Genomic DNA, 23910 nt, shown 5'->3' on the forward strand with positions numbered 1-23910 from the left:
TGCGCCACATTCAAATGACGGGTGTCTCTGCCGCCGCGCAGAGTTAGGAACCGAGCAAGTGCAGCGATTTTCCCGCTGCGTGCACATGCAGCACAAATTCGCAGATTCCGGTGTGGGCTCAGACCGGTCATCCGACATTTTCAGTAGGACATTGAGCCGGTTCTGAGGGCTTCAAGGTCTGCTATGCGGACATAGCACCATTTCGCTGCATGCGCCCCAATGGCCGCTTATCTCGGACTAGCTCGAAATAACACATCGAGTTGGCCCAGATGCAGTGAAGTGATCGCGGCAGGCTTGCGCGAATTCTTTAACGATCCGCCTTGGGCGCGCGCGGTCGTAACCGAGGGCCAGCGTCAATGGTGGCAAGGTATCTGAAATCGGACGGGCGACGACGGGCGAGCCTCCGTAGGTTTCGGATGTCAGCGGCAGCATGTTCAGGATGGCGCACCCCCTGCCTGCGGCGACAAGGCAGCGTACCATTTCGGTCGAGTTCGCATAGGCCGAGACGGGCGCTTGCCGTGTTCCAGATTGAAACAGACCTTCGTAATAGGAGGCGGCCACGGGACGGTTCAGCACGATCAAGGGTTCCTTTGCAATCTGAGCCATCGTGACTGCATCCTGGCCTGCCAATGGATGGGACTCTGGCAGCAAGCAATACGGGGGTGCCGCAATCAAAGTGTCAAATTCGATGGAAGGCCGAACACCTTCAGCCACAAACAAAATGGCATCATATCTCCCCTTGAGCAGCCCATCCTGTGCCTCATCATTGTTACATTCTTCCAGCTCAAGGGTGATATCAGCTCGGTTTGGCAAGAGCGCATCAAAAACTTGCGGGAGGAACGCGGGCGCGATGGGAGCATAGTAACCAATCTTCAACGTTCCGCTTTGCGACTGTTTCAGCTCCGTTCCTTCAATCAGAAGAGACCGATAGTCCTCCAATAGGTGTTCGCATTTTCGCGCCACATCTCGCCCAGCCGCATTCGCCTGGATTCCTCGCGCGCGCTGGCGGATCACAAGGGTCAGATCGAATTCCGCTTCGACCTGATCAATCGCGCTGGAAACTGCGGAGGCCGCGATGTTCAGCTCCGCCGCCGCTTTTACGATGCTCCCATGACGCAGGGCAGTCGTGAAATACTCCATTGCTTTAAGGGTCAGTGGCATTTCTATCTCTGAATTTGTGATAATGATGATCTTTTAATACTATTTTTCCGTCGAAACAAATCGTGCAAAAATATACGTGCTGTTAATATCGGAGGCGACTGATGTCTGACGCACCACTCAAAGGCTGGAACCACACGCCAAACGTGCCGCTTCAAGTGTCACCCTTTTTCAGTTGGCCGCAGCGCCCAATGGCGATGGTGAAGTGGTTCTGGAACTCTTGGTTCTTCATCACCGAACGATTGATCGTGGTCGCGATCGCCTGCATATCGTTCTATTGGTTTCAGCCACCGTTAGAAGAAACGCAAACGCTTGCCTTCGGGTGGGTTGCACAGATGTTCATCCGCAATGTTGCGTTGATGACTCTCGTGGCCGGAGGATTGCATCTTTATTTCTACACCTTCACCAAACAGGGGCAGAAGCTGAAGTACGACCCGCGCCCCCTGATGAAAAATGGGCGGCAGTTCACGCTAGGCGGGCAAATCCGCGACAACATGTTCTGGACCATCGCCAGTGGCGTGACAATTTGGACATTCTATGAGGTGCTGATGTTTTGGGCGATGGCCAATGGCTATGCCCCTATGCTGACATGGGCCGCGCACCCGATCTGGTTCATTGCCCTGTTCCTGCTGATACCGGTCTGGGAAAGCTTTTATTTCTACTGGATTCACCGGTTTCTGCACATCCCGTTCTTGTACAAGCACGTGCACGCGTTGCACCACCGTAACATCAACGTCGGCCCATGGTCAGGCATGGCGATGCATCCCGTCGAACACCTGATTTTCCTTGGGTCAGTGTTGATCCATTTTGTGGTTGCCGCACACCCGCTCCACATCCTGTTTCACCTGCAATACTACGCGCTGACGGCTGCGACAACACATACGGGCTTTGAAGGCATGCTGGTAAAGGACAAGAACCGCCTGAAGTTGGGGACGTTCCATCACCAGATGCACCACCGTTATTTTGAATGTAACTACGGATCGCTCGAACTGCCGTGGGACAAGTGGTTTGGCTCGTTCCATGATGGCACTGTCGAATCTGACGCGAAAATCCGCGAACGCCGCAAGAAATTTACAAACGGGGCCAAATGATACGGGTGGCATGACGGTTAAGGACCTACTGGACGCTAAAGGCAAACGCACAATTGCATATGTGCAAGTTGCCCGTGAGGAAGAAGCGATTGCGGCGGCGCAGGCAAGCATGGACATGATTGGCACAGCCTTTGTGTCAGAGCGGTCCCAATTCGCCAAAGCTGTGCCTGAAACGCATTTCCAATTTGGCCTGCCATGGGGCAAACATGCAGATGCGACAGAGGCTTTGCGCGATGCTATGGACGCAATGATGGCAGGTGCGCAGTCGGTCTATTGCGGCTACAGCCCGCGGATAGTCGAGGCACTTGTTCGCGAAGGTATTCCCGTCATTTGCCACGTCGGACTTGTGCCACCCAAAGCCACATGGACAGGCGGCTTAAAAGCTGTCGGCAAGACACTGGAACAAGTCAAGATGATCTGGACGCAAGTTCAGGAGTTCGAGAACGCCGGTGCGTTCGCCGTAGAAATGGAGATCGTGGCCGCAGGTCTTGCAACCGAGATCACCAAACGCACATCAATGCTCACGATGTCGCTGGGTTCGGGCGGTGGATGTGATGTGCAATATCTGTTCTCGGCTGATCTGTTGGGCGAAAACCGTGGCCATATCCCGCGCCATGCCAAAACCTACCGTAACTTCGCCGCGGAGAGGGACAGGCTGCAAGATGAACGTGTCGCCGCCTACCGTGAATATATCGCAGACGTCACGAACGGAGGGTTTCCTAACGCCAACCAAATCGTGAACATTGACGATGAGACACTCGCGAAAGTCTTGGAGACGTAAACTCGAATGCTTCAAAGCGGCCATTCATTTGCCGCGCATCATTTTGAAGTTTGGGCTCCTTGCGGCCATTCGAGGGGCAACGATGAGGAGCGTTAGTTCGGGCCACATAGCTGCCGTTAGCTGCATACGCGAAAAACCCGCTGCAAACGCGAAGCGACCCGCCGGGAGGGCGGGAAGAAGACATTCGCTGCAGGTGCGACAAACCAACTTCCCACACGTCAGAGCGGACATTGATTTATCGAAGGCGAATGTGATGTTTCTATAGCCGTAGTCGTCTGAGCTCTGCATCTCCCCATAGTCTATTATTCCAAGGATGAGTCCCGATCAGTGGTCTCAGTTTCCGGTCTTTACTCGGTTTGAACACCAAAATCACCAGCTGGCCGAGATATACTGAGTTTCCATAAACTCTAGCATACCTTCATGGCCGCCCTCTCGCCCTAGGCCGGATTGTTTAACACCGCCAAATGGCGCCGCCGGGTCGCTTACTAACCCGCGATTGAGGCCGACCATGCCGTATTCCAATCGCTCGCAAACCTGTAGCGCGCGCTTGAAATCATCTGAGAAGACGTAAGCCACAAGACCGTATTCGGTGGCGTTGGCTCGGCGGAGGACATTTTCTTGGTCGGTGAAGGTCTGAATGGCAGCGACGGGTCCGAAAATCTCATCATTCACACACTCGGCACTTTCCGGAACATTAGAAAGAACGGTTGGAGGATAAAAGAATCCAGGCGCATCAGGCGTGGTACCCCCGCACTCGATACGAGCCCCTTTCGCAACTGCGTCAGCAACAAACCCGGCCACTTTGTTGCGGGTATCGGCATTGACCAGTGGACCAACGTCGACGGAGGGATCGGTGCCGTCCCCGACCTTCAACGCGGACATTTCTTTCGATAGGCGCCTCGTAAACTCCTCGGCGAGGTTTGCATGCACGTATATCCGGTTGGCCGCCGTACAGGCTTCGCCCAGATTGCGCATCTTGGCCAGCATGGTGCCCTCGATTGCCGTTTCCATGTTGGCATCTTCCAGAACAATAACGGGCGCATTTCCCCCGAGCTCCATCGCTGGTTTCAACACCTGATCAGCGGCGCCCTTCAGAAGTTTCCGTCCAACACCCGTTGATCCGGTAAAGCTGACCACGCGCACGCGCGGGTCGTGCATCATGTGATCAACCAAGGCACCCGTGCGCCGCGATGGTAGAACATTAACCAATCCCGGTGGCACACCAGCCTCTTCCAGAAGGGGCATCAAGGCCAGCATGGTCAGAGGGGTCTCGGACGCGGGCTTGATGATTACCGCGCAACCTGCGGCCAGGGCCGGCGCGATCTTGCGGGTGCCCATGGCAGCGGGATAATTCCAAGGGGTCACCAGCACGGCCAGACCCGCGGGCTTATGTTGCACTATGATCCGGGCACCGGAGCTGGGGGCATGAGTTATCATACCATCCGCCCGCACGGCTTCTTCAGCGAACCAACGGAAGAATTCTGCGGCGTAGGTGGCCTCGCCAATCGCATCTGCCCTGGCTTTGCCATTCTCCAGCGTGATCAGATGCGCAAACTCTTCCAACCGGTCTGACATCAGCTCCCAGGCTTTGCGCAAGACCTCGGACCGCGCCCGGGGTGTGCGGGCAGACCAATCGGCCATGGCAGTCTCTGCAGCATCCAGCGCGCTGTCTGCATCCGCGATTTCGGCGGAGGCGACCGAGGCCAGGACCTGTTCTGTAGCCGGGTTGATCACATCAAATCGCTGACCCTCGGATCCTGGGTGCCATTGGCCGTTGATGTATAGATCGGTGTTTTTCATGTGGGGTCCATTTCGGTCAAAGCAGGTGGAGCAAAGGATTGGCCAGCCGTTCGGAAAAACCTGAGATAAGGGTTATCGCGGTGGCGTCGTCCATCTGGTCAGCGGTGAATTCAAGGCTGAGGCGCAAGGTATCGTTGTCGCTTGCGATACTCAGGATTGGAGCCTCAACCGGGCCAAGCCGCAGCCCGGTTATCGGGCTGTCAGTCAAGTCCCTCAAAACCAAATCCGCCTTCTCGTCGGGGCTTTCCAACTGATGAAGAAGGCGGGTTTTGTCAGGGTTCTTGTAAGTGGTCGTGGTACCGATCAGGTCCGAAACGGCAATCGCCAAATCCAAGCTTTCGGGCAAGGCGGAGCGCAGTGCCCCGGCGGCAATGCTGACCCAAAGCGCCGATGGAGCAATGGTTATTCTGCCGTCTTCCAGCATCCAGCTTAGGAAATCATCCGTGCCGGACCGGGGAACGCTGGCGGTGATCTGCATCAGATGGCTTGTGGGCGGCGAATTGCGGTTGCTCTCGGGCAGGTTTCGAAGGATTTCAATATCGGCAACATGATAGGGTTGCGGATGTCCGGCCGATACCAGCCGGTTCAAATCCAACCCTTCAGCAAAGGCAACGCGGCGCGCCTTGGGCGAGGCCAGAATGCGCCCGCTCTCTGTCATCGTCGTTTGATTTGGTTCAGCGGATCGCTTGTCATCGAACGGTGAAGGAATTGCCGAGACGGTCTCTTTGGCGACAGTAGGCTGCACGGGGGTATCAACCGGATCGCTGGACGCTGGTGGCGGGCCGCTGCCTTCGGCCGTGTCCGATATATATGCCATGACCTGCCCTACCGGCACCTCTGCTCCGGCTTCGGCGGTAATGTTGGTCAGATAGCCATCGACGGGCGCTTCGACCTCCATGGTCGATTTATCAGTCTCCACCTCGAACAGCGGATCACCGGCGCTGACCGCATCGCCCGGCGCTTTCAGCCAATTCACCAAAAGACCGGTGTCCTGCGCCATGCCTAAGGCTGGCATGATCACCTCATGTGGCATGGAACATTTCCCCTGACATGAGTTTACGCGCGCTTTCGGCGACGCCTTCCGGGGTCGGAACGGTTATGTCTTCCAAGGCGGGCGAGAACGGCACAGGCACATCCATGGCCCCCATCCTTAGCACTGGCGCATCCAAGTGGTAGAATGCTTTTTCGTTGATACGGCTGGCGATTTCGCCCGTGACGCCATAGCTTTGATGCCCCTCATCAACTACGATTACACGGCTGGTCTTGCGAGCAGATGCCAACAGTGTTTCTTCATCCAACGGGACGATTGTGCGCGGGTCGATCACCTCGGCTGAAATCCCTTCGGATGACAATATGTCGGCGGCGTTTTCGCAGACCTGGACCATCGAAGACGTCCCAATCAGGGTTATGTCGGTGCCCGAACGTTTCACGTTGGCTTCACCGAAAGGGATAAGGAATTCCTCTTCCGGTACTGGCGCCTTGTCGTTGTACATCAGCTTGTCTTCGAAGATCACAACCGGGTTGTTGTCGCGAATGGCGGTTTTCAGCAGCCCTTTGGCCTCGTAGGCCGAAGACGGTAAAGCCACTTTCAAGCCCGGTATATGGGCCACAAGGGCGTGCAGGGATTGCGAATGTTGGGCAGCAGAGCGTCGGGTCGCCCCCAGATTGGTACGCAGGACCAAAGGCGCGTTCATCTTGCCGCCAGACATATAGTGGGTCTTTGCGGCCTGATTACACAGCTGATCCATCACCAGAAAGAGAAAGTCGCCGAACATCAAATCGACAATGGGGCGGGTTCCGGTCATTGCGGCACCGACAGCCAGCCCCATGAAACCCGGCTCTGCGATTGGTGTGTCCACCACACGATCTGTTCCAAATTCCTCAACCAGACCAGACAGGATCTTGAACGGTGTTCCCGCCTCGGCCACATCTTCACCAATTATGAAGGTCGTGGGGTCGCGACGCATTTCTTCGGCCAACGCTTCGTTTACGGCCTGAGACAGGGTTATCTCTCGCATAGTCTTCTCCTCAGGCCAGTGCATGTTCGACGTTAGTAAAGACATGCATGTCGACCTCGGATACGTCCGGGTAGTCTGCGTTCAATGCATAGTCGACGGCCGCTGCAGCTTCGGATTTGATTTCGGCATTCATCGCCTCAATTTCGTCTTCCGAGGTGATACCCTCGGCGACCAGCCAGGACCGGAACCGCGTGATCGGATCACGGTTTTCCTTCCAGTCCTTTTCTTCTTCTTTGGAACGGTAGTACTCGCGGCTGATATCGCCCACATGGTGGCCGTGATACCGATAGGTCATCAGTTCGATAAAGAACGGCCCTTCGCCCCGACGCGTGCGCTCTACCAGTTTCTGCGTCAGCTCATTCACCGCCAAGACATCCTGCCCATCGACCTGATGGGCCTCGATCCCAAAGGCTTCGGCCCGCGCCGTGATCGAACCTGCAGCGATTTCCTCCGTGCGTGTGTATTCTGAATACCCGTTGTTTTCGCAGGCATAAATGACCGGCAATTTCCACAGCGCGGCCATATTCATGACCTCGTACATCAAGCCCTGCGCCGTAGCACCATCGCCAAAGAAACAGACGGTGACATCATCCTTGCCCAGCAGTTTGGCGGAAAAGGCGGCCCCGGTAGCGATGCCCATAGACCCGCCGACAATCGCGTTTGCACCAAGGTTCCCATTGGATTGATCCGCGATATGCATGGACCCGCCCTTGCCACGGCAATAGCCTTCCTCTTTGCCCAACAACTCGCAGAACATCTCTTTGAAATTTGCGCCCTTGGCGACGCAATGGCCGTGACCACGGTGGGTCGAGGTGATCTTGTCGGTTACCCGCAACGCCTCGCAAATTCCAACCGCTACGGCCTCTTCGCCGGAATACATATGGGTTAGCCCCGGCATTTTGGCCGACAGATACAGTTGGTTGGCATTGTCTTCGAATGTCCGGATGCGAACCATCTGGGCGTACATGCGCAGGTAGTCCTCGGTGTTGGTTCTTGCGACGCTCATGGCGAATTTTCCTAATGGGTAAGACCAGCCCTTGTCGGGGCCGTATCGATCCGCGTCAGTAGCGGTTGGCGATTGGCAATTCCTCAGCCGGGAACAGGCTGATCACCTCGCAACCGGTTTCTGTCACCACGACCTCTTCTTCGATCCGCGCGGCAGAGTACCCGTCGGCGGCCGGGCAATAGGTCTCAAGCGCAAACACCATCCCGGTCTTGATCTCCATCGGGTGATCAAGGCTGACCGCGCGACTGATGATGGGCCGCTCATGCAGCGCCAGCCCAAGCCCGTGACCGAATTGCAGGCCAAACGCAGACGCTTCATCCGGGAATCCGAACTCTTCCGCCTTGGGCCAGACGGCAGCAACCTTGTCGGTACTGACACCCGGCTTGATCATCGAGATCGACGCGTCGATCCATTCGCGCGCTTTCACATAGGCGTCGTTTTGGGCGGGCGTTGAGCGACCAATGTTGAACGTTCGATAATAGCAAGTGCGATATCCCTGATAAGATTGCAGAATATCAAAAAACGCCTGATCGCCGGGACGGAACAACCGGTCCGTGAAATTATGAGGATGCGGGTTGCAGCGTTCGCCGGAAATGGCGTTGATCGCCTCGACGTCGTCGCTGCCCATCTCATAGAGCATCTTGTTGGACAGGGCGACGATGTCGTTTTCGCGCACGCCGGGCTTCAGCTCTTCATAGATCATGTGATAGACGCCATCGACCATCGATGCCGCCTGCGTCAAAAGCTGGATTTCATCCCAGTTCTTGATCTCACGAGCGGCCAGCATGATCTGTTGGCCGTCAACCACGTTGATGCCTTCAGCTTTGAGCGCCTCGAACATCGCCGTTTCCGCGTAGTCCACCCCGACAGGCATATCGGCCATCCCGGCATCCCGGATCAAACCCGCGATCTCTTTGGCGTATTTGCGCATCAATCCGAACTCTGGCGGGATGGTCCCACGCATGCCCACGACGCCGGCACGGCAATGATCCGGCACCAGCCAATCCGAGTATTTCTTGTGATGCATCGCGGCGGACCCGAAGTCCCAGACATATGGGGCGTCATCACCGGTCAGCAGGCAAAAGCGGCACATCTTGTCGCGTTCCCATTCACCTATCTTGGTGGATGACACGTAGCGGATGTTATTCACATCAAAGAGCAGAAGCGTACCGGCATTCGAAGCGATCAATGCCTCACGCGTACGAGCTAGGCGATAGCGACGCAGTCGATCATGATCGATCCTGCGCTCAAAATCGACCGATGTATGGCCCCAGGCTGGCAGTCGCCCTTCCCATTGCCAGTTGGGTTCAAGATCCTGCGGGGTCAGCAGGTTGGGCATTAATGCTCTGGACATATCGGCTCCTCAAGGCGGTCGAGCCACCTGTGTTTCATTTGGATTTTCTGCAAAATTGCGGCGTTACTGAATGCACCAGCCGCCGTCGATATGGATCATCTGACCGGTCATATAGTCGCTGTCATCGCTCGCCAGGAACGACGCGGTGCCGACAATGTCATCGGGGTATGACACGCGCTTAACCTGAAGGGCATCGCGGACGATGTCTTCATAGGCTTGCCCTTCACGTTCCTTGAACCCGATATCGACAAGGTCCTTGTCGAGCTGTTCCCACAGCGGAGTAACGACCACCCCTGGCGCATATCCGTTGACGGTGATGCTGTGCTCGGACAATGCGACGGCGCCGCAATGCGTCAGGGCCAGGCAGCCGTATTTCGACGTGCAATATACCGTCACATCCACAAGCGGTTTACGCGAGGCAATCGACCCCACGTTGATGATCTTGTAGGGATGGCCTTCCATCGGGCCTTGTTTGATCATTTGGCGCGCAGTTTCCTGCATGCCCAGCCACATCGCCTTGGTGTTGACGTTCATGATCATGTCCCAGTTGTCTTCATCAATATCCATGAAGAACCGAGGCTTGTTGAGACCTGCGTTAAACAGACCCACATTGATGCTGCCAAAGGCATCGACTGTCGCGGCAACGGCTGCGGCGTTGTCCTCGCGTTTGGTCACATCCATTTTTACCGCAATCGCCTTGCCTTTGCCGCTGGCATTGATGCCATCCGCGACTTTTGCCGCCTCAATCTGGTCAAGGTCCCCGATACAGACATTGGCACCCTGAGAGGCAAAGCTTTCGGCATTGGCCTGACCCATGCCGCGGGCGGCACCAGTAATCAGAATATTCTTACCTTTCAGGCGATTGGGGTCCATGATCTTCTCCTTGGAGTTCTAACTTCGTCGCTTGTTTTCAAGCGTTGCGTCGGCTCGGGTCTGCGCGCGATACAAGGCCTCTTTCGGGGGGACCATTCCACGCAGCATGTCGTGCAGTTCTTCGCCGCAGATGCGGATAACGTCGCTGATCTCGGGCACTGGTGGGCGTGGCCAAAACTGCAGTTCATCCCGCCAGGACATCGCGTCCACCGCCTCAAAGATTGGTGAGGATCGCCGCACCTCGGGGTCGGCCCCGACCGAGTAGCGCGGGTTGGTCCGGCTCCCGTTCTGGACGTAGAGTTTTTGTGCCTCGGGAGAGGTGAAGACCCGCAGCGCTTCTGCTGCCGCCGCGCGGCGTTCTGGTGGCAGGTTGGACGGGAGGCCCATCACATAGCCACCAACCGGGGCCACCTGTGTGGCGCCAAGACCGGCGGGATGCGGAAGCAGACCGGTTTGCCCGAACGCGGGCGAGGACGGGTCGCTTTCAAAATATGGCGCCAGCAGAGTGTAGCCATAGGCCATCGCCACCTTGCCCGCCGCATAGGGACGGATCCGTTCATACCACGACATCGACAGGATATCGGGCGGCGAGTATTTCAGAAGCTCCATCAGATACTCAGCGGCGTGCAGACCGGCAGCTGTGTCGATGGTGAATTTGTAGGTGTCGTGATGCAGGTTTTCAGTGTCAAAACCGCCGGCAATTTCGTCCAGATCGACGATCGGTTGCCCGAAATCCGAAAGCGTCGTTAAGAATGTATGCCCAAGAGCAGTTCCGCGTGCCGCGTTCCAGGCGATGCCATATCGCCCATGCTGCGGATCGTGCAGTGCCTGCGCGGCCGTCAGCAGTTCATCCGTGGTCGCAGGGGGTTCCAGCCCTGCTTCGGCGAACTGATCGCGTCGATAAAACAAAAGCTCTGGCGTGGTCTGGGCGGGGACACCATATGCTTTGCCAGCCCAATGCGCCGCTTTCCAGCCAGCAGTATGGAAGTCGGCCGGATCTAGTACCTCCAGATCCATCACCTCTTCCAACGGCAGCAAAACGCCCTTCTCGACGAACTCACCGATCCAGGGCAGATCAACGGCGATGATGTCATAGCGGCTGGTCGGGCGTTCTGCGTTCTTCAGGGCTTCTTCGCGCAGACGGTCGATCGAAAACGCACGTTGCTGAATGGGTGATCCAATCACCTGTTCAAACTGACGCTTAAGCGTTTCCATCACCATGAAAGTCGGGTCGCCATGGACAAGAACACGAACGCCACCGGCAAGTTTCAGGGGCTCTCCGAGCACCTGCAGCGGTGGGATCGACTTGGTCGCCATATAGGATCCACCGAAGTAGTAGTCGGTGGATTCGGGGCGTTTTTCACTCGCTCCGAATTCAAGCTCGGCCAGACGCCGAATGCGCGTCGAGAGCTGCATCCATCCATCAAGAAGATGCTCGCTGGGATGAAGAGAGAAGCTTTTGCCCGAGCTGGTGCGCGGGCGCTGTTCGATCAGACCCTTCTCGATCATCTCCTTAACTCTGCGCGACGCTGTGGCATAGGGAATATGAGAGGCCGAGATGAGTGACGTCGGCGTGACGGTTTTTCCCTCGAAATGGTTGCGGATCAGAAACAGGGACATCAGGAAGAACGGGTTCGGGGCAAACGCCTCGATCACGTCTTCCAACTCTTCGCAAAAACTCTCAAGGAACGAGACAACCTGAAGCATTTCAGTCTTGTCCTGATGAAAACCTTGCTGAAATGTCGAAGCTGAGCCGTCCATGGGTTTGTACCGCTTTGCACCCTTTTCAGGAGTTGGCGCCGGGCTCGACGCTGGATTGTTCGATTTGGACAAATTCGATTCGCTCATATTGCCCTCCCCCTCAAAATGTTCAGAATGATCGTGGTGCAGTATTGCTTAGATATCCGTTCTGGATACCACGATTCTCAATATGGATATTTTCGAGGGCTGTTAGCTTTGCGGATTTCGCCAACCTGTCGGGGCTAATCCGCTCAGAGGATAATGATTCCCGCAGAGGAAAGACGGGAGTTGGCAAGACAAAGAAGTTACCCGGGAGGAAACCGAATGAATATCCGCAAAACTCTTGTTGCGACCACCGCCCTGACCCTGACTGCCTTCGGCGGGGCCGCACTGGCCGAGACAAAGACCATTGGCATTACGCAGAACAATGTAGGCGTCGACAGCTACCAGACCACTTACGAAAAAGCCTTTATTGCCGCAGCCGAAGCAAACAGCGATGTTAATGTCGTTGTCCTGGACGCGGGCGGCGACGTTGCGCGTCAGATCGCCCAAATGGAAGACCTGATCCAACAGGAAGTCGACGCCATCATTATCTGGCCAACCAATGGCGAGGCCGTGATCCCTGCGGTGCGCAAGGCCCACAAAGCCGGTATTCCTGTCATCGTCACCAATTCAAACATCGCCGAAGCTGGCTTTCCGTTCGTCTCATCCTTCTCGGGGCCTGACAACATCACACAGGGTTCGCGTTCCGCAGAAATCATATGCGACAAGTTCAAGGATATGGGCATCGAGAATGAGGCGCGCGTCGTTCAGATCTCAGGTCAGCCCGGATACACAACGGCCATCGAGCGCCAAAAGGGCTTTGATGACCGCCTGCCGGAAGTCTGCCCCAATGTAACGCTGGTGGAAACGCAGCCGGGCGACTGGAATCGTGAGAAATCCCAGAAAGTCATGGAAGCCTTCCTTGTAAAGTACGATGATATTGATGGCGTCTATTCAGGTGATGACAACATGGGTGTTGGTGCACTGAACGCAGCAAATGCGGCAGGTCGCGAAGGCATTATCTTTGTCGGCGCGACCAACTTTGCCGTCGGGTATGAGGCAATGGGCCGTGGCGAATACTGGGGATCTATCTACCAGTCGCCTGTTGACGATGCCGAGGCCGCGTTAAAGACAGCAATAGAAACGCTTGATGGCAAGGAATTGCCATTCCTGAACTACTTCGACACGCCGAAGATCACTCAGGACAACATGGGCGATTATACCAAGCCCGTATTCTAAAGTCTCTCCCCAGATGCGTGGAGCCCCGGTGGGCTCTGCGCATTTTTGTCACTTTAAGAGAATAGGGAGGAACCCATGGGGCGGGTCTCTGGACGTTCCTGTATTGTCACAGGGGCAGCTCAAGGTATCGGACGCGCCATCGGTGAGGCGCTGTTGGAAGAAGGCGCAGATGTCTGCTTTGCCGACATAAACGCAGACAAGGTGGCCGAGGTCGCCGCCGAGAACCAGCATCGCGCCAAACGTCATGGTGGCCAGGTCACTCATGCTGCGGTCGACGTGACCGACCGCCAGCAGGTCCGCGCGATGATTGATCACACCGTGGGATTGTTTGGAAAACTGGATGTGAAATTCAACAACGCCGGTGTCAACAAGCCGATGAATTTCCTCGATGTGACAGATGAGAACTGGCAATTCATCATGGGAGTAAACGGGTTGGGATGCATGATCGGTATACAAGAGGCCGCGCGGCAAATGATTGCGCAGGGCACCGCTGGAAAGATCATCAACACCGCCTCCATTGCCAGTCGGCAAGGGTTTGACAATGTGGCACCCTATTGTGCCTCGAAATGGGCTGTTGTTTCGCTGACCCAGTCTGGTGCTCGGGATTTGGCAAAGCATGGTATCACGGTGACGGGATTTGCGCCGGGTGTGGTCGCGACGGAAATGTGGGAAGAGGTCGATCGCGACCTGATGGAGATCGGGGCAGCCGAACGGCCAGGGCAGGCAATGGAAGAGTTTTCGGCAGAGATATTGCGCGGACGTGTTGCGCAGCCCGAGGATATCACCGGAACGACGACCTTCCTTGCGTCATCAGACAGTGACTACATGACCGGCCAGATCGTGATGATCGATGGTGGAATGACGCTGGTTTGACAACCGCGTGCGCTGCAGGCGCAAGAATACGCTCCGGCATGACGGAGACAGGGAGAACGGGATGGTGCAACTAAGGAAATCCGACATCGGAGGCATATTGGCCCGGCAGGGCATTCTTGTGGCCTTCGCAGTGTTTATCATCGGATTTACGTTGGCGAACCCAAGGTTTCTGGACCCAGACAACATCATGGGCGTCATCCGTTCTTCTGCCATTCTGGGCGTGATGGCGCTGGGTGTGACCTTCGTTGTGATCAGCGGCAATCTTGATCTGTCGGTTGGCTCGATGATGTCTTTCTCGACCATTGTTGTGCTGGATCTTCACGACAAGATCGGGCCAGCCCTGGCGATCCCTTCAATGTTTGCCATGACGATGTGCCTAGGGGCGCTGATCGGGTTTCTTGTCGGTTACCTCAAGCTGAATTCTTTGATTGTGACGCTTGGTATGTTGTCCGCCATCCATGGGCTGACGCTCACGTATTCCGGCGGCAAAAACATGGATATCGCCGATAAGGAAGGGACCTGGTTCAGCGTGTTTGGTCAAGGCGATGCGCTGGGAATTCCTGTGCCAATTCTGCTATTCGTATTGCTTGCTTCCTTCTTGGGAATTGTCCTGGCCAAAACGCCCTTTGGCCGCAAGGTCTATGCTGTGGGCGGCAATGGCGTTGCCGCGACCTTTTCAGGCATCCGTCGGGCGCGGGTCGTGTTCGCCTGCTACCTCGCTTCGTCATTTTGTGTGGCGACAGCTGGCCTTATTCAGGCAAGCCGTTCAATGGGCAGCCAGAACACTGTTGGGCAAGGGCTAGAGCTTGAGGTGCTGGCGGCAGTGATCCTTGGCGGGGCATCTTTGTTGGGCGGGTCCGGAACAATCTTCAAGACCGTCATCGGAGTCCTGATGCTTGGGTTTATCCAGAACGGGCTGTTGCTCGTCGGTCTTCAATTCTACGTCCAATACGTCGTGACCTGGGTGATCATCATTCTGGCAGTCTGGCTCGATATTGCGGCCAAACGCGGCAAGCTTTGGTCACCGATCGCGTAAGGGAAACGGATACATGCAAGCTGGTACTCTGAGCACTTTCCTGAAGCGCGGCGCCATATGGGGTTTTATCCTGTTCGAGCTGATCTTTTTCAGCATCGCGGGTGAATTCATGTCGCTCAGCGACAAGGCCTTCATGGATCTCGACAACATGCTGTTGCTGTTCAAACAATCCGCCCCAATTGGGATCATTGCGATGGGTATGACCATCGTCATGATTAACGGCAATATTGACCTCAGCGTCGGGGCAACCTTTGCACTATGTGCCATCGTCCTGCTGGACAGTCTGACCTGGCCGGTATTCGCAGGTTTAGGCGATTGGGTTATCCCAATCTCGTGGTGTCTAGCCTTGCTTACCGGGATTGTTCTGGGCGCCATCAACGGTGTGATCGTCTGGAAGACCGGGGTAGATGCATTCATCGTGACCTTGGGTTCGATGCTTGGCTATCGCGGCTTGGTTTTCATGTACAACGGCGAGCAACCGACAAGTCAGCTGAACTGGACATTGGTCGATTTTGCCGAGGCCCAGTTTCTTGGCCTGCACACCGCCACGTGGTTCCTGCTGGCCGTGACCTTGGTGATCTGGTTCATCATGACCCGCACCATCCACGGGCGCAACGCTTATGCCATCGGCGACAACCGAGAAGCGGCGGTGAATGCGGGTATCCGGGTCGGAGCCCATATGATGATCAATTTCATGATCATCGGGTTTTTGGCGGCCCTGTCAGCTGTTGTGTTCTATTCCGAAAGCGGGTCGGTCAATCCAAATGACGGCGAGCTGTACGAGCTGTGGATCATCACGGCTGTTGTCCTGGGTGGCACCAAGCTAACGGGCGGAGCGGGGTCTGTTGTGTCGACCTTTGGCGGCGTGTTGGCAATCCAGCTGTTGCGCAAAGGACTTGGCCATATCGGGGCCGATACGTCGACCGTCAATTTGGTGATCGGCCTCATCCTGATTGCGGTGCTGTATCTGGATAAGCAGCTAAACCGCAAAGGTGCCGAGGAGTTGAAGATATGACCGAACACACACCGGCCCTGCGTCTTGAGGGGATCGTGAAAACCTTCCCCGGGGTTCGTGCGCTTGATGGGGTCTCATTTGCGGTCATGCCGGGCGAGGTCCATGCGCTGATGGGTGAAAACGGCGCTGGAAAGTCAACGCTGATGAAAGTTCTGGGGGGCATTTATCAACCAGACGACGGCCAGATCCTGATTGCGGAAACACCTACGATCATGGCGTCCCCATTGGAGGCTAAGGCCATGGGTGTTGTATTCATTCATCAAGAACTCAGCCTCGCAGATGAACTGTCCGTGGCCGAGAATGTGTATCTGGGAGAGCTGCCTCGCAAATCTTACGGGCGGGTCGATTGGGAGGCGCTCTATGCCAATACCGCGAAAATTCTGGATCGGCTAAAGGTCGGGTTCACGCCGAAAACCCTTGTCGGCGAGCTGTCGATTGCGAACAAGCAAATGGTCGAAATTGCCCGCGCCCTGACGGTTGATGCAAAGGTTGTGATATTCGACGAACCCACCGCGTCACTGACCGACACCGAAAAAGACGTGCTGTTCGAGGTGATCGCGGACCTCAAAGCACGGAATGTGGGCATCATATATATCTCCCATCGGATGGAGGAAATTTTCCGGATCACAGACCGGGTCAGCGTTCTGCGCGATGGGCAACATACCGGTACCGCGATCACTGCTGACACAGATGAAGAAGCCGTCACCCAAATGATGATCGGGCGTAAGCTGGACCTGTCCCGCAACGTTTCGCACCACGAACTTGGGGACGTGGCCCTGGAAGTGCGCGATCTGAGTTGCGGCGACCTTTATCGAAATGTGAGTTTTCAGATCCGACGCGGGGAAGTTGTCGGGTTTTATGGCCTCGTCGGAGCGGGCCGCACCGAGATCGCCGAAACCCTGTTTGGTCTGCGCGATCCGTCTGCTGGGCAAATCTTGATTGATGGTCAGGAGATACGCATTCAAACGCCTTCGGATGCGATTGAGAAGGGCATTTCACTGGTTCCCGAAGATCGTAAAGGTCAGGGATTGGTGCTGGGCATGAACTGCCGGGATAACATGTCTCTGCCGCAAGTGGATGATTTGAAGGCGGGGCCATTTGTGGCCGAAGGGGCCGAAATCGCGATATTTGACCAATACCGTGATCGTCTGGATATCAGAACCCCGGGGTGGAAGCAGCTTGTAGGCAATTTATCAGGGGGCAATCAGCAAAAGATCGTAATTGGCAAATGGCTGTCCATGCATCCCAATGTCCTAATCGTTGACGAGCCGACACGCGGCATTGACGTCGGTAGCAAAGCCGAGATTCACAACCTGATCCGCGACCTTGCCGCGCAGGGTTATGCGGTGATTGTGATCAGTTCAGAAATGCCGGAAGTCCTTCATGTTTCGGATCGGATCTACGCCATGTTCCAGGGGCAAATCACGCAAGAATTCACTTCTGAGGCAGTAACCGAAGACAGTCTGGTGCGCGCGATCTCGGGCCTTGCTGATACCGGCTCGCCGCAGGTCGCGTGATGAAGGTTGGTTTTGCAGGACTGGGACGCATGGGGCGGAGGATGGCGGCAAATTGCGCCCAAGCGGGTCATGACCTGACTGTCTGGAACCGCAGCAAGGGTCCAGCACAAGCCTTTGTCCAAACCGTTGGCGGTCGCATTGCGGCCACTCCGGCAGAGTTGTCGGGCCTTTCTGGGGTCGTAATATCCATGCTGGCCGACGATACAGCCGCCCGGGCCGTATACTTTGGGGATGACGGGCTGATCACCGCTTCGGGCGCACCGGTCCTGGTCGAGATGGGCACCATGAGCCCTGCCTTGGTCGCAGAGATCGCCGAGGCCGCCGAGGCGGCAGGAAAACGCTTTATTGACGCGCCGGTTTCCGGGGCCACCAACGCCGCCGAAGAGGCCTCACTTTTGATCATGGCTGGCGCTGACGCTTCTGCCGGCGCGCTGCTGTCTCCGCTCTTTGATGCAATGGGGCGCAAGACCATTTGGCTGGATCAGGTCGGCGCGGGTGCCGCCATGAAGCTGGCCGTGAATTTGCTGATCCACGGGATGAATCAGACAGTCTCAGAGGCGCTCTGTCTGGCCGAGAATGCAGGTATCGCGACCGAACGCGCATTCGACGTGATCGAAAACTCGGCCGCTGCTGCGCCAATGCTGAAATTTCGCCGCCCGATTTACCTGGACGAAACAAACCAGGACGTGACCTTTACGGTCGCCCTGGCGCGTAAGGATGTCGGTCTGGCATTGGATCTAGCTGAGCAAGTCGGCGTACCGATGCCGCAGTCCGAGATCACCTTTCAGGTTTTGAAAGACGCCGAAGCGCAGGGCTTCGATATCCGCGACATGGCGTCCATCTTCAACTACATGCGAGGAAAACCCGAATGAAAGCCGCACTATTTGTTGGTGGATGGGAAGGCCATGCCCCCACGCAATTCAGCGATTGGTACGAAGCGCTATTGAAGGAAAACGGGTTCGAAGTCGATGTCTACGACACGCTGGAACCGCTGGAGAACCCAGACGAGCTGGCTGATCTGGATCTGATCACACCAATCTGGTCTTCGGCCCGGTCGGGTCACAAAGACAAATACGGGAACATGACCAAACCGCAGGAAGATGGGCTTTTGAAGTTGATCGGTGATGGGTGCGGGCTGGCCGGATGGCACGGCCATATGGGCGATGCATTCCGCGACCGCCCGACCTATCATTTCCTGATCGGCGGCCAGTTCGTCGCCCACCCCCCAGGGTGGCCAGACAACCTGCAGCCGCGTGAGGACTACATTGATTATGATGTTACTATCTGCAAACCGGATGACCCGATCGTCAATGGGATCAAGAGTTTTCGACTAACAACCGAGCAATACTATATGCTGGTCGATCCTTCCAACGAGGTATTGGCAACGACGACCTTCTCAGGTGACCATCTGTGGTGGATCGAAGGAACGGTCATACCGGTGGTCTGGAAGCGCCGCTGGGATAACGGCCGTGTGTTTTATTGCTCAATCGGGCATGAATTGGACGACTTGAAACACCCTCAGGTTACCGAGATTATTCGTCGGGGTGCCATTTGGGCTGCTAAAGAAAAATAACTCCCAATTGAGATTTGTTCACTAAACCAAGACTGCAGCTGTTGTTGCCAATTTAACGATTTTTCGTATCCGAGACGTTGCGACATCGACCAACGCCTGCTTTGGGGATACGACAATGCAGAGGCGGATCTACTTGCGAAAGTCAGCTTTGGGCCGCCTGCGTGAACCGTTATTGGCAGAGCAGGGACCCTTTCTGCATTGGCACCGAGGTCCGTTGTGAGCCCATACCGGCCGACGCTGCGCAACGCACCAACGTCCGTTTTAAAGAAGTTGACCTCCCCGTGAAAGGCTAGGAAACTGGAATACCGGCGGCGCTCCACATAGAATTAGCAAACAGCGCCATTACTGCCTCACTACGCTATGAAGTGAGGAGTCGCTTAACGAACGCGATCCGGCTCTGTTGTCTGCAATATTCTGGGGGCATAAATGACACAGATTGTTACGTATTTATCTCAAAACCCGGCCATTCTTGTTCTATTCGCTTCAGTTATTTCAGCTGTATTAGGTTCAGTGGTATCGCTTGCGACAGTTAGATTTTCGGCAGCCTCGCTGAAAGTTTAAGATGCCGAAATCGCACTCAAAGATGCCGAATTAGAGCGTCTCGATAAGCAGGTAGAACAACTGACGAGTACGCTCAACCCTGAGTTTTGGTCCAAACAAATGAACGCCGCTCAAGGTGCTCTCGTAGACGTTCAGAAGAAATTAGGGGAGACTGAAGTCAAGCTGACATCAGATCTAAGTGCTTTACAGTCGCAGCTTGAAGTTGAACGCGATCGTCAGAAGCGGGAAGATATTGGCGTCGCCAGCCTCATCGCTTACGGAAAATTGTTCATGGGTTTTACCGATGAAGAGCTAATATACTAAAAATTAGCTTCAATGATTTTCACGTATGGAAACGGAGCAAAAATAGACTACGGCGCAGCTGAGCCAAAAGTTGATCAATTGTACTTGGAAGGGATGATATTCTTCCTAAAGAACCCGGACAACAGAACTTCGTTGGCGAGTTCTCCCGAGTACGTGCTGGACTATTTGATTTTCCCTCTACTACGAATGAAAGACCGTACTCTTCACACTGATACAGTGCTCATGTTGTTGGAAAAACTTCTGGTTGACCTGAAGAAGTCCAGCCTATGGTTCGAGGTGCCAGTTTATGAGCACCTGATTGATTGGACAAAACAAGGCAACGAGCTTAAGGAAAGCTGCCTTCCTATGCCGTTTAAAAGGGCAATGGACGAAATTCATAAAACTGTTAAAAAAATGGACCATTTGCGAAGGTACCCAGAAGTCACTGAAGAAAATACAATGAGGTAGTATCGAAACAGATTAAGGACTCGTTGGCTTCCATCTGATTGAGGTTCGCAAAACTGAAGCTGACCTTTGTTTGCAATTTTGCAAGGTCTGTTTTGTCCGCCTACCTGCTGTCCGACACTGGAATTTGAACGTCCGGAATGTGCGGTTTACGACTTGCTGCACGAGCGAAGCGTCAAAGTGCGATGAAGGTCTGGTAAGGGCTCTTATCATCTAGTCGGCGCATCCAGCTAATGATGGCTGGATCAATCCCTGGCACCCCTGATCCAGTTTGTATCAGTCGTTGCTAGTCCTGATTTCGAACGGTTTAGGGGACGAATGAAAATCAACCTTGCACTCCGGACATACCCTGTATGTAAGTACCTCTAAAGTATCGGATACGGGATATCACAATGCGTTCTTTTTTTCTTTTGGGCTGCGTCGTACTGGCCGCGTGTAACACCACAACAATTTCAAACTCTCCTGAGCCTAAACCCGAGGATCTTTCGTCATCGCCTACCGCTGTTAAAACACGAGCCATTGCTTTCAGCGCAGAAGACAACGGGGCGCCGGTAGCAGCAAAATGCACTGTGCGCGGACCGGAATTTGACAAGTCTTTTGTAACACCTGCAAGGCTGGATATTCCCGTTGATTCATCTGGCCGTGCCTTGATTTCCTTTGTGAGCTGCGATGCCGGCGGGAAACTTGCGGAGGCAAATGATATTCCGGGACCACAAACAAAAACTGTCAAAGCCAGATTTGGCGGCTCTGGTCTCTTTGGAGACAAAGCAATGCTATTTGGTCCAAGTGGCAATACGGTTCAGTATTTCGTCCGAAACACAGAAGAAGGCGTAATACAAGTGGGGCGCGCACCTGAGCCGTAGAATCAAGCGCACTTCGCGCACTGGCCGATTGTTTTCGAATGTCCGGTCAGTGCGGTTTGCTACGTGCCGCACATGCAAAAGACCGAAGCTCGGTCGACGGCAGCAATGGGCTCCTTGCGGCCATTCGAGGGGCAACGATGAGGAGCGCTTGCCGCCTGCGCGCGGTTAGCGCATATCGGTGTCATGCTATGGCCAACCAGAATCCCGTTCGACCTTCATAAAGAGCTTGAGTCCCGCCCGTTGACCGATTGGGAAGCCGCGCTGCGCGCCTGGGCGCGAACCCATGGCCTAAAGATCAAAATTCAATGGTATCACCAACTACAGCGCGCAATTGTGGATCTCCATTCTCGTCGGTACACGGCCAAGCCGCAGGATCATTGGGCCGCGATCAAGGATTGGCTGGAGCGCCACGATGTCCCCGCGCCGAAAAAGTTGCCAGGCTGGCCCGAACAGGATTCGGTTAGATACTGATAGCCGGGCGTTTTTCACCGCACGTTTCACATATTTTACGCATCTCGTGACTTAGTGATATGGCAACAAACAGAAAAGAGAGTCCCACCGCCCGCACCACCTCTGACACCCTGATTGATTTTCAAGTCTCGATGCAGCAGAACCTCTCCCGGTTTGCTTTGGTTCGGGTTCGGCGGGAACTGAATGCCGGGATTGGTCCAGCGAAAAATCGGTGTCCTGCATTAAATGTCCAATATCTATCCAGCCTAAGGTGAGGGCCTGTCAGGCTACACCTTCCAGTTCCTGCATGTTAGCATCCCGTAAATTTCTTCAGGAGACACCATATGCCGTTGACCGTAAAACAAATGATGGAAGCTGCGAACTCCACCGTCGAGCGAATCCAGAGAGCCAAAGCGGTCGAGATCCTGGAGCGAGGTGGCCTGCTTCTGGACATCCGCGATGCAGCGGAATTGCAGCAGACAGGGCGTGCTTCGGGGTCACATCATATCCCGCGCGGTATGTTGGAATTTCGGGCCGATGACACTCTGCAATCACATGATCCAGAGCTTCGCAAAGATCGCCCAATTGTCTTGTATTGTGCCTCGGGTGGCCGCGCTGCCCTTGCGGGAAAGCTGTTGCAGGACATGGGGTATGAGCAGGTCTATAACCTGGGTGGCTTGGTCGATTGGGTGAATGGCGGGGGCGAAGTCGCCTAGCCAATAGGAAACGCCAGAACCCGAGCTGTGATCGGTCGAAAGGTCAGGTCAGGCGTTGAGGAACGTCCTGACGGCGGCCTCGAACTCACGCGGTTTTTCCGCATGCAACCAATGTCCTGCACCAGGTATTCTTGCAAAACGTGCCGAAGGGAACATTCCGCGGATCACTGAGCGATGTTCAGGCAGCACATAGTCGGACTCCCCCCCGGACAAAAACAGTGTTTGACCACCCCAGGATGCGTCTATTTCAGGAAAGCCCATGATCTTGGGCATTTCAGAGGCCAAAGTATCCAGGTTCAAAAGCCAACGCTGTCCGTTGATGTCGAGTGACTGCGTGAAAAAGCTCTGAAGGGCTTTTTCGACTCCGTTGTCGGCCAGTTGTTGTTCAGCGTCCGAGCGACGCTCGACCCGGGAAAGGTCCACCGCGCGCATCGCTTCAATAAACTGAATCTGACTGTGGCTATAGGCCACCGGGGCGATGTCTGCCACCACCAGTTTGCGCAGCTTTGCGCTGTGCAGCAGGGCTAAAGTCATGGATGCCTTGCCGCCCATCGAATGTCCGACGACATCTGCCTGTCCGCCGAGCTGGTCGATAACTTCGGCCAGATCATTTGCTAGATCGGAATACCCATGGGCATGCGTCCACATGCTGTTTGCGTGGTTGCGCATATCAACCGCCACAACTTGCCGCTCGTCAGATAGCCGGCGGGCGATGACCCCCCAGTTCCGGGCCGAGCCATATAGGCCATGGGCGATCAGCAAAGGGGGCTTGTCGGTAGGTTCACCATGTATGATCGTGTTCAGCATATAGCCGTGATACCCGCCGCAATCTGAAACGGCCAGCCCCATTGTGGCTCCTATTCCACATGAGTAAACTGTCAGCTCAGGAGGTCGCAGCATGCCGCAAGACACAGATATACAAACCCAAGTTGCGCAGACCATACAGCTGTTGCGTGACAAGTTGGGTGTGCGCGACAAAACGCTGACCGCCTCGGTCAAAAAGGCCAAAAGGCAACTGCCGCGCCGGATATACAAACAGGCAATGGTCCTGGCACAAGCAGAGCAGATGGCGGCCCATCCAAAACTGCGACTTGTGCTGGACAATCCGAAACTGATCCAGGCCTCGGAAGAGGTGCAAAAACATCTGGTGGGTATCAATTTGGCGGATCGGCGGATGGGGTGGTTTCTGGGAATGCTGGGCGGGCTGACTTTTAACCTGTTGGCCTTTTCTGCTTTGTTGCTGATCTTCATGATGTGGCAGGGGCTTATCTGACCACAAAAAAAACGGCGCCGGATTGGCGCCGTTTTGTTTCTTGGATGACTGAATTCTTACAAGTTTGGATAGATAGGGAATCTGGCGCATAGGTTTGCGACTTCGGTTTTGACTTTGGCCTCGACCTCACCGTTACCGTCCTCGCCATTTGCGGCCAGACCGTCGACCACTTCGATGATCCAGT

The 23910-nt window shown here is 55.2% G+C and carries 24 protein-coding genes; 15 read left to right on the plus strand and 9 right to left on the minus strand.

Going from position 1 to position 23910, the window contains the following annotated elements:
* Positions 1-237: 237 nt before the first annotated feature.
* Positions 238-1161 carry a LysR family transcriptional regulator gene (locus AC2FLE_RS15630; protein ID WP_496698153.1) on the minus strand — a complete coding sequence of 308 codons (924 nt, stop codon included), beginning with the start codon at positions 1159-1161 and terminating at the stop codon, positions 238-240.
* Positions 1162-1262: 101 nt separating this feature from the next.
* Here AC2FLE_RS15630 and AC2FLE_RS15635 point away from each other — a divergent pair, with 101 nt between their 5' ends.
* Positions 1263-2249 carry a sterol desaturase family protein gene (locus AC2FLE_RS15635; protein ID WP_496698155.1) on the plus strand — a complete coding sequence of 329 codons (987 nt, stop codon included), beginning with the start codon at positions 1263-1265 and terminating at the stop codon, positions 2247-2249.
* Between the two features lie 10 nt (positions 2250-2259).
* The gene (locus AC2FLE_RS15640) at positions 2260-3030 is read left to right on the plus strand and encodes a 3-methyl-2-oxobutanoate hydroxymethyltransferase (RefSeq protein ID WP_496698157.1); all 771 of its coding nucleotides are present in this window, start codon (positions 2260-2262) and stop codon (positions 3028-3030) included.
* 369 nt (positions 3031-3399) lie between these two features.
* On the opposite strand, the gene AC2FLE_RS15645 is transcribed toward AC2FLE_RS15640, so the two are convergent.
* From AC2FLE_RS15645 to AC2FLE_RS15675, 7 genes are all read right to left on the minus strand, one after another.
* Positions 3400-4830 (minus strand): NAD-dependent succinate-semialdehyde dehydrogenase, encoded by a 1431-nt coding sequence (locus AC2FLE_RS15645; RefSeq protein WP_496698159.1) that lies wholly within the window; start codon positions 4828-4830, stop codon positions 3400-3402.
* A 16-nt stretch (positions 4831-4846) separates the two neighbouring features.
* Positions 4847-5863, minus strand: coding sequence for a biotin/lipoyl-containing protein (locus AC2FLE_RS15650; protein ID WP_496698161.1), 1017 nt, complete (start codon positions 5861-5863; stop codon positions 4847-4849).
* Positions 5853-6848, minus strand: a complete 996-nt coding sequence (locus tag AC2FLE_RS15655; RefSeq protein ID WP_496698163.1) for an alpha-ketoacid dehydrogenase subunit beta — start codon at positions 6846-6848, stop codon at positions 5853-5855. Before AC2FLE_RS15655 ends, AC2FLE_RS15650 begins: the two co-directional genes overlap by 11 nt.
* Before the next feature lie 10 nt (positions 6849-6858).
* Positions 6859-7854, minus strand: a complete 996-nt coding sequence (locus tag AC2FLE_RS15660) for a thiamine pyrophosphate-dependent dehydrogenase E1 component subunit alpha (protein WP_496698165.1) — start codon at positions 7852-7854, stop codon at positions 6859-6861.
* A 55-nt stretch (positions 7855-7909) separates the two neighbouring features.
* Positions 7910-9208, minus strand: coding sequence for a M24 family metallopeptidase (locus tag AC2FLE_RS15665; RefSeq protein ID WP_377191444.1), 1299 nt, complete (start codon positions 9206-9208; stop codon positions 7910-7912).
* Positions 9209-9271: 63 nt separating this feature from the next.
* On the minus strand, positions 9272-10081 hold the full coding sequence (locus AC2FLE_RS15670; RefSeq protein ID WP_496698167.1) for an SDR family NAD(P)-dependent oxidoreductase: 810 nt from the start codon (positions 10079-10081) through the stop codon (positions 9272-9274).
* A gap of 18 nt (positions 10082-10099) precedes the next feature.
* On the minus strand, positions 10100-11842 hold the full coding sequence (locus AC2FLE_RS15675) for an extracellular solute-binding protein (protein ID WP_496698197.1): 1743 nt from the start codon (positions 11840-11842) through the stop codon (positions 10100-10102).
* 303 nt (positions 11843-12145) lie between these two features.
* Here AC2FLE_RS15675 and AC2FLE_RS15680 point away from each other — a divergent pair, with 303 nt between their 5' ends.
* The 12 genes from AC2FLE_RS15680 (at position 12146) to AC2FLE_RS15735 (ending at position 22453) form a co-directional block, all read left to right on the plus strand.
* The gene (locus AC2FLE_RS15680; RefSeq protein ID WP_496698169.1) at positions 12146-13102 is read left to right on the plus strand and encodes a sugar ABC transporter substrate-binding protein; all 957 of its coding nucleotides are present in this window, start codon (positions 12146-12148) and stop codon (positions 13100-13102) included.
* Positions 13103-13177: 75 nt separating this feature from the next.
* Positions 13178-13975 carry an SDR family NAD(P)-dependent oxidoreductase gene (locus AC2FLE_RS15685; protein WP_496698171.1) on the plus strand — a complete coding sequence of 266 codons (798 nt, stop codon included), beginning with the start codon at positions 13178-13180 and terminating at the stop codon, positions 13973-13975.
* Between the two features lie 61 nt (positions 13976-14036).
* Positions 14037-15011, plus strand: coding sequence for an ABC transporter permease (locus AC2FLE_RS15690; protein WP_496698173.1), 975 nt, complete (start codon positions 14037-14039; stop codon positions 15009-15011).
* 13 nt (positions 15012-15024) lie between these two features.
* A complete protein-coding gene (locus AC2FLE_RS15695) occupies positions 15025-16026 on the plus strand; it encodes an ABC transporter permease (RefSeq protein ID WP_377191439.1) in 1002 nt (333 codons plus the stop codon).
* A complete protein-coding gene (locus AC2FLE_RS15700) occupies positions 16023-17543 on the plus strand; it encodes a sugar ABC transporter ATP-binding protein (protein ID WP_496698175.1) in 1521 nt (506 codons plus the stop codon). Before AC2FLE_RS15695 ends, AC2FLE_RS15700 begins: the two co-directional genes overlap by 4 nt.
* Positions 17543-18415, plus strand: coding sequence for an NAD(P)-dependent oxidoreductase (locus AC2FLE_RS15705; RefSeq protein ID WP_496698177.1), 873 nt, complete (start codon positions 17543-17545; stop codon positions 18413-18415). Before AC2FLE_RS15700 ends, AC2FLE_RS15705 begins: the two co-directional genes overlap by 1 nt.
* Positions 18412-19116 carry a ThuA domain-containing protein gene (locus tag AC2FLE_RS15710; protein WP_496698179.1) on the plus strand — a complete coding sequence of 235 codons (705 nt, stop codon included), beginning with the start codon at positions 18412-18414 and terminating at the stop codon, positions 19114-19116. Before AC2FLE_RS15705 ends, AC2FLE_RS15710 begins: the two co-directional genes overlap by 4 nt.
* 660 nt (positions 19117-19776) lie before the next feature.
* Entirely contained in the window at positions 19777-19980 is a 204-nt protein-coding gene (locus AC2FLE_RS15715) for a hypothetical protein (RefSeq protein ID WP_496698181.1), read from the plus strand.
* A gap of 12 nt (positions 19981-19992) precedes the next feature.
* The gene (locus tag AC2FLE_RS15720) at positions 19993-20427 is read left to right on the plus strand and encodes a hypothetical protein (RefSeq protein WP_496698183.1); all 435 of its coding nucleotides are present in this window, start codon (positions 19993-19995) and stop codon (positions 20425-20427) included.
* Between the two features lie 389 nt (positions 20428-20816).
* Positions 20817-21287 (plus strand): hypothetical protein, encoded by a 471-nt coding sequence (locus tag AC2FLE_RS15725; RefSeq protein ID WP_496698185.1) that lies wholly within the window; start codon positions 20817-20819, stop codon positions 21285-21287.
* A gap of 240 nt (positions 21288-21527) precedes the next feature.
* Positions 21528-21758 (plus strand): hypothetical protein, encoded by a 231-nt coding sequence (locus AC2FLE_RS15730; RefSeq protein ID WP_496698187.1) that lies wholly within the window; start codon positions 21528-21530, stop codon positions 21756-21758.
* 323 nt (positions 21759-22081) lie between these two features.
* Positions 22082-22453 (plus strand): rhodanese-like domain-containing protein, encoded by a 372-nt coding sequence (locus AC2FLE_RS15735; protein ID WP_142638196.1) that lies wholly within the window; start codon positions 22082-22084, stop codon positions 22451-22453.
* 48 nt (positions 22454-22501) lie between these two features.
* Here AC2FLE_RS15735 and AC2FLE_RS15740 read toward each other — a convergent pair whose 3' ends face one another.
* Positions 22502-23302 carry an alpha/beta fold hydrolase gene (locus AC2FLE_RS15740; RefSeq protein WP_496698189.1) on the minus strand — a complete coding sequence of 267 codons (801 nt, stop codon included), beginning with the start codon at positions 23300-23302 and terminating at the stop codon, positions 22502-22504.
* 49 nt (positions 23303-23351) lie between these two features.
* On the opposite strand from AC2FLE_RS15740, the gene AC2FLE_RS15745 reads away from it, so the two are divergent.
* Positions 23352-23726 carry a hypothetical protein gene (locus AC2FLE_RS15745; RefSeq protein WP_496698191.1) on the plus strand — a complete coding sequence of 125 codons (375 nt, stop codon included), beginning with the start codon at positions 23352-23354 and terminating at the stop codon, positions 23724-23726.
* The last annotated feature ends 184 nt before the right edge of the window (positions 23727-23910 follow it).

It is taken from the genome of Ruegeria sp. CDSA077 (assembly GCF_059612265.1).

Bases quoted from the DNA above. Each gene is read 5' to 3' on its own strand.
- AC2FLE_RS15650 (WP_496698161.1), bottom strand. From the start codon at position 5,863: ATGCCACATGAGGTGATCATGCCAGCCTTAGGCATGGCGCAGGACACC.
- AC2FLE_RS15725 (WP_496698185.1), top strand. From the start codon at position 20,817: ATGCGTTCTTTTTTTCTTTTGGGCTGCGTCGTACTGGCCGCGTGTAAC.
- AC2FLE_RS15680 (WP_496698169.1), top strand. From the start codon at position 12,146: ATGAATATCCGCAAAACTCTTGTTGCGACCACCGCCCTGACCCTGACT.
- AC2FLE_RS15705 (WP_496698177.1), top strand. From the start codon at position 17,543: ATGAAGGTTGGTTTTGCAGGACTGGGACGCATGGGGCGGAGGATGGCG.
- AC2FLE_RS15645 (WP_496698159.1), bottom strand. From the start codon at position 4,830: ATGAAAAACACCGATCTATACATCAACGGCCAATGGCACCCAGGATCC.
- AC2FLE_RS15695 (WP_377191439.1), top strand. From the start codon at position 15,025: ATGCAAGCTGGTACTCTGAGCACTTTCCTGAAGCGCGGCGCCATATGG.
- AC2FLE_RS15640 (WP_496698157.1), top strand. From the start codon at position 2,260: ATGACGGTTAAGGACCTACTGGACGCTAAAGGCAAACGCACAATTGCA.
- AC2FLE_RS15720 (WP_496698183.1), top strand. From the start codon at position 19,993: ATGATTTTCACGTATGGAAACGGAGCAAAAATAGACTACGGCGCAGCT.
- AC2FLE_RS15665 (WP_377191444.1), bottom strand. From the start codon at position 9,208: ATGTCCAGAGCATTAATGCCCAACCTGCTGACCCCGCAGGATCTTGAA.
- AC2FLE_RS15660 (WP_496698165.1), bottom strand. From the start codon at position 7,854: ATGAGCGTCGCAAGAACCAACACCGAGGACTACCTGCGCATGTACGCC.
- AC2FLE_RS15740 (WP_496698189.1), bottom strand. From the start codon at position 23,302: ATGGGGCTGGCCGTTTCAGATTGCGGCGGGTATCACGGCTATATGCTG.
- AC2FLE_RS15630 (WP_496698153.1), bottom strand. From the start codon at position 1,161: ATGCCACTGACCCTTAAAGCAATGGAGTATTTCACGACTGCCCTGCGT.
- AC2FLE_RS15655 (WP_496698163.1), bottom strand. From the start codon at position 6,848: ATGCGAGAGATAACCCTGTCTCAGGCCGTAAACGAAGCGTTGGCCGAA.
- AC2FLE_RS15715 (WP_496698181.1), top strand. From the start codon at position 19,777: ATGAACGCCGCTCAAGGTGCTCTCGTAGACGTTCAGAAGAAATTAGGG.
- AC2FLE_RS15690 (WP_496698173.1), top strand. From the start codon at position 14,037: ATGGTGCAACTAAGGAAATCCGACATCGGAGGCATATTGGCCCGGCAG.
- AC2FLE_RS15745 (WP_496698191.1), top strand. From the start codon at position 23,352: ATGCCGCAAGACACAGATATACAAACCCAAGTTGCGCAGACCATACAG.
- AC2FLE_RS15685 (WP_496698171.1), top strand. From the start codon at position 13,178: ATGGGGCGGGTCTCTGGACGTTCCTGTATTGTCACAGGGGCAGCTCAA.
- AC2FLE_RS15670 (WP_496698167.1), bottom strand. From the start codon at position 10,081: ATGGACCCCAATCGCCTGAAAGGTAAGAATATTCTGATTACTGGTGCC.
- AC2FLE_RS15710 (WP_496698179.1), top strand. From the start codon at position 18,412: ATGAAAGCCGCACTATTTGTTGGTGGATGGGAAGGCCATGCCCCCACG.
- AC2FLE_RS15735 (WP_142638196.1), top strand. From the start codon at position 22,082: ATGCCGTTGACCGTAAAACAAATGATGGAAGCTGCGAACTCCACCGTC.
- AC2FLE_RS15635 (WP_496698155.1), top strand. From the start codon at position 1,263: ATGTCTGACGCACCACTCAAAGGCTGGAACCACACGCCAAACGTGCCG.
- AC2FLE_RS15675 (WP_496698197.1), bottom strand. From the start codon at position 11,842: ATGGACGGCTCAGCTTCGACATTTCAGCAAGGTTTTCATCAGGACAAG.
- AC2FLE_RS15700 (WP_496698175.1), top strand. From the start codon at position 16,023: ATGACCGAACACACACCGGCCCTGCGTCTTGAGGGGATCGTGAAAACC.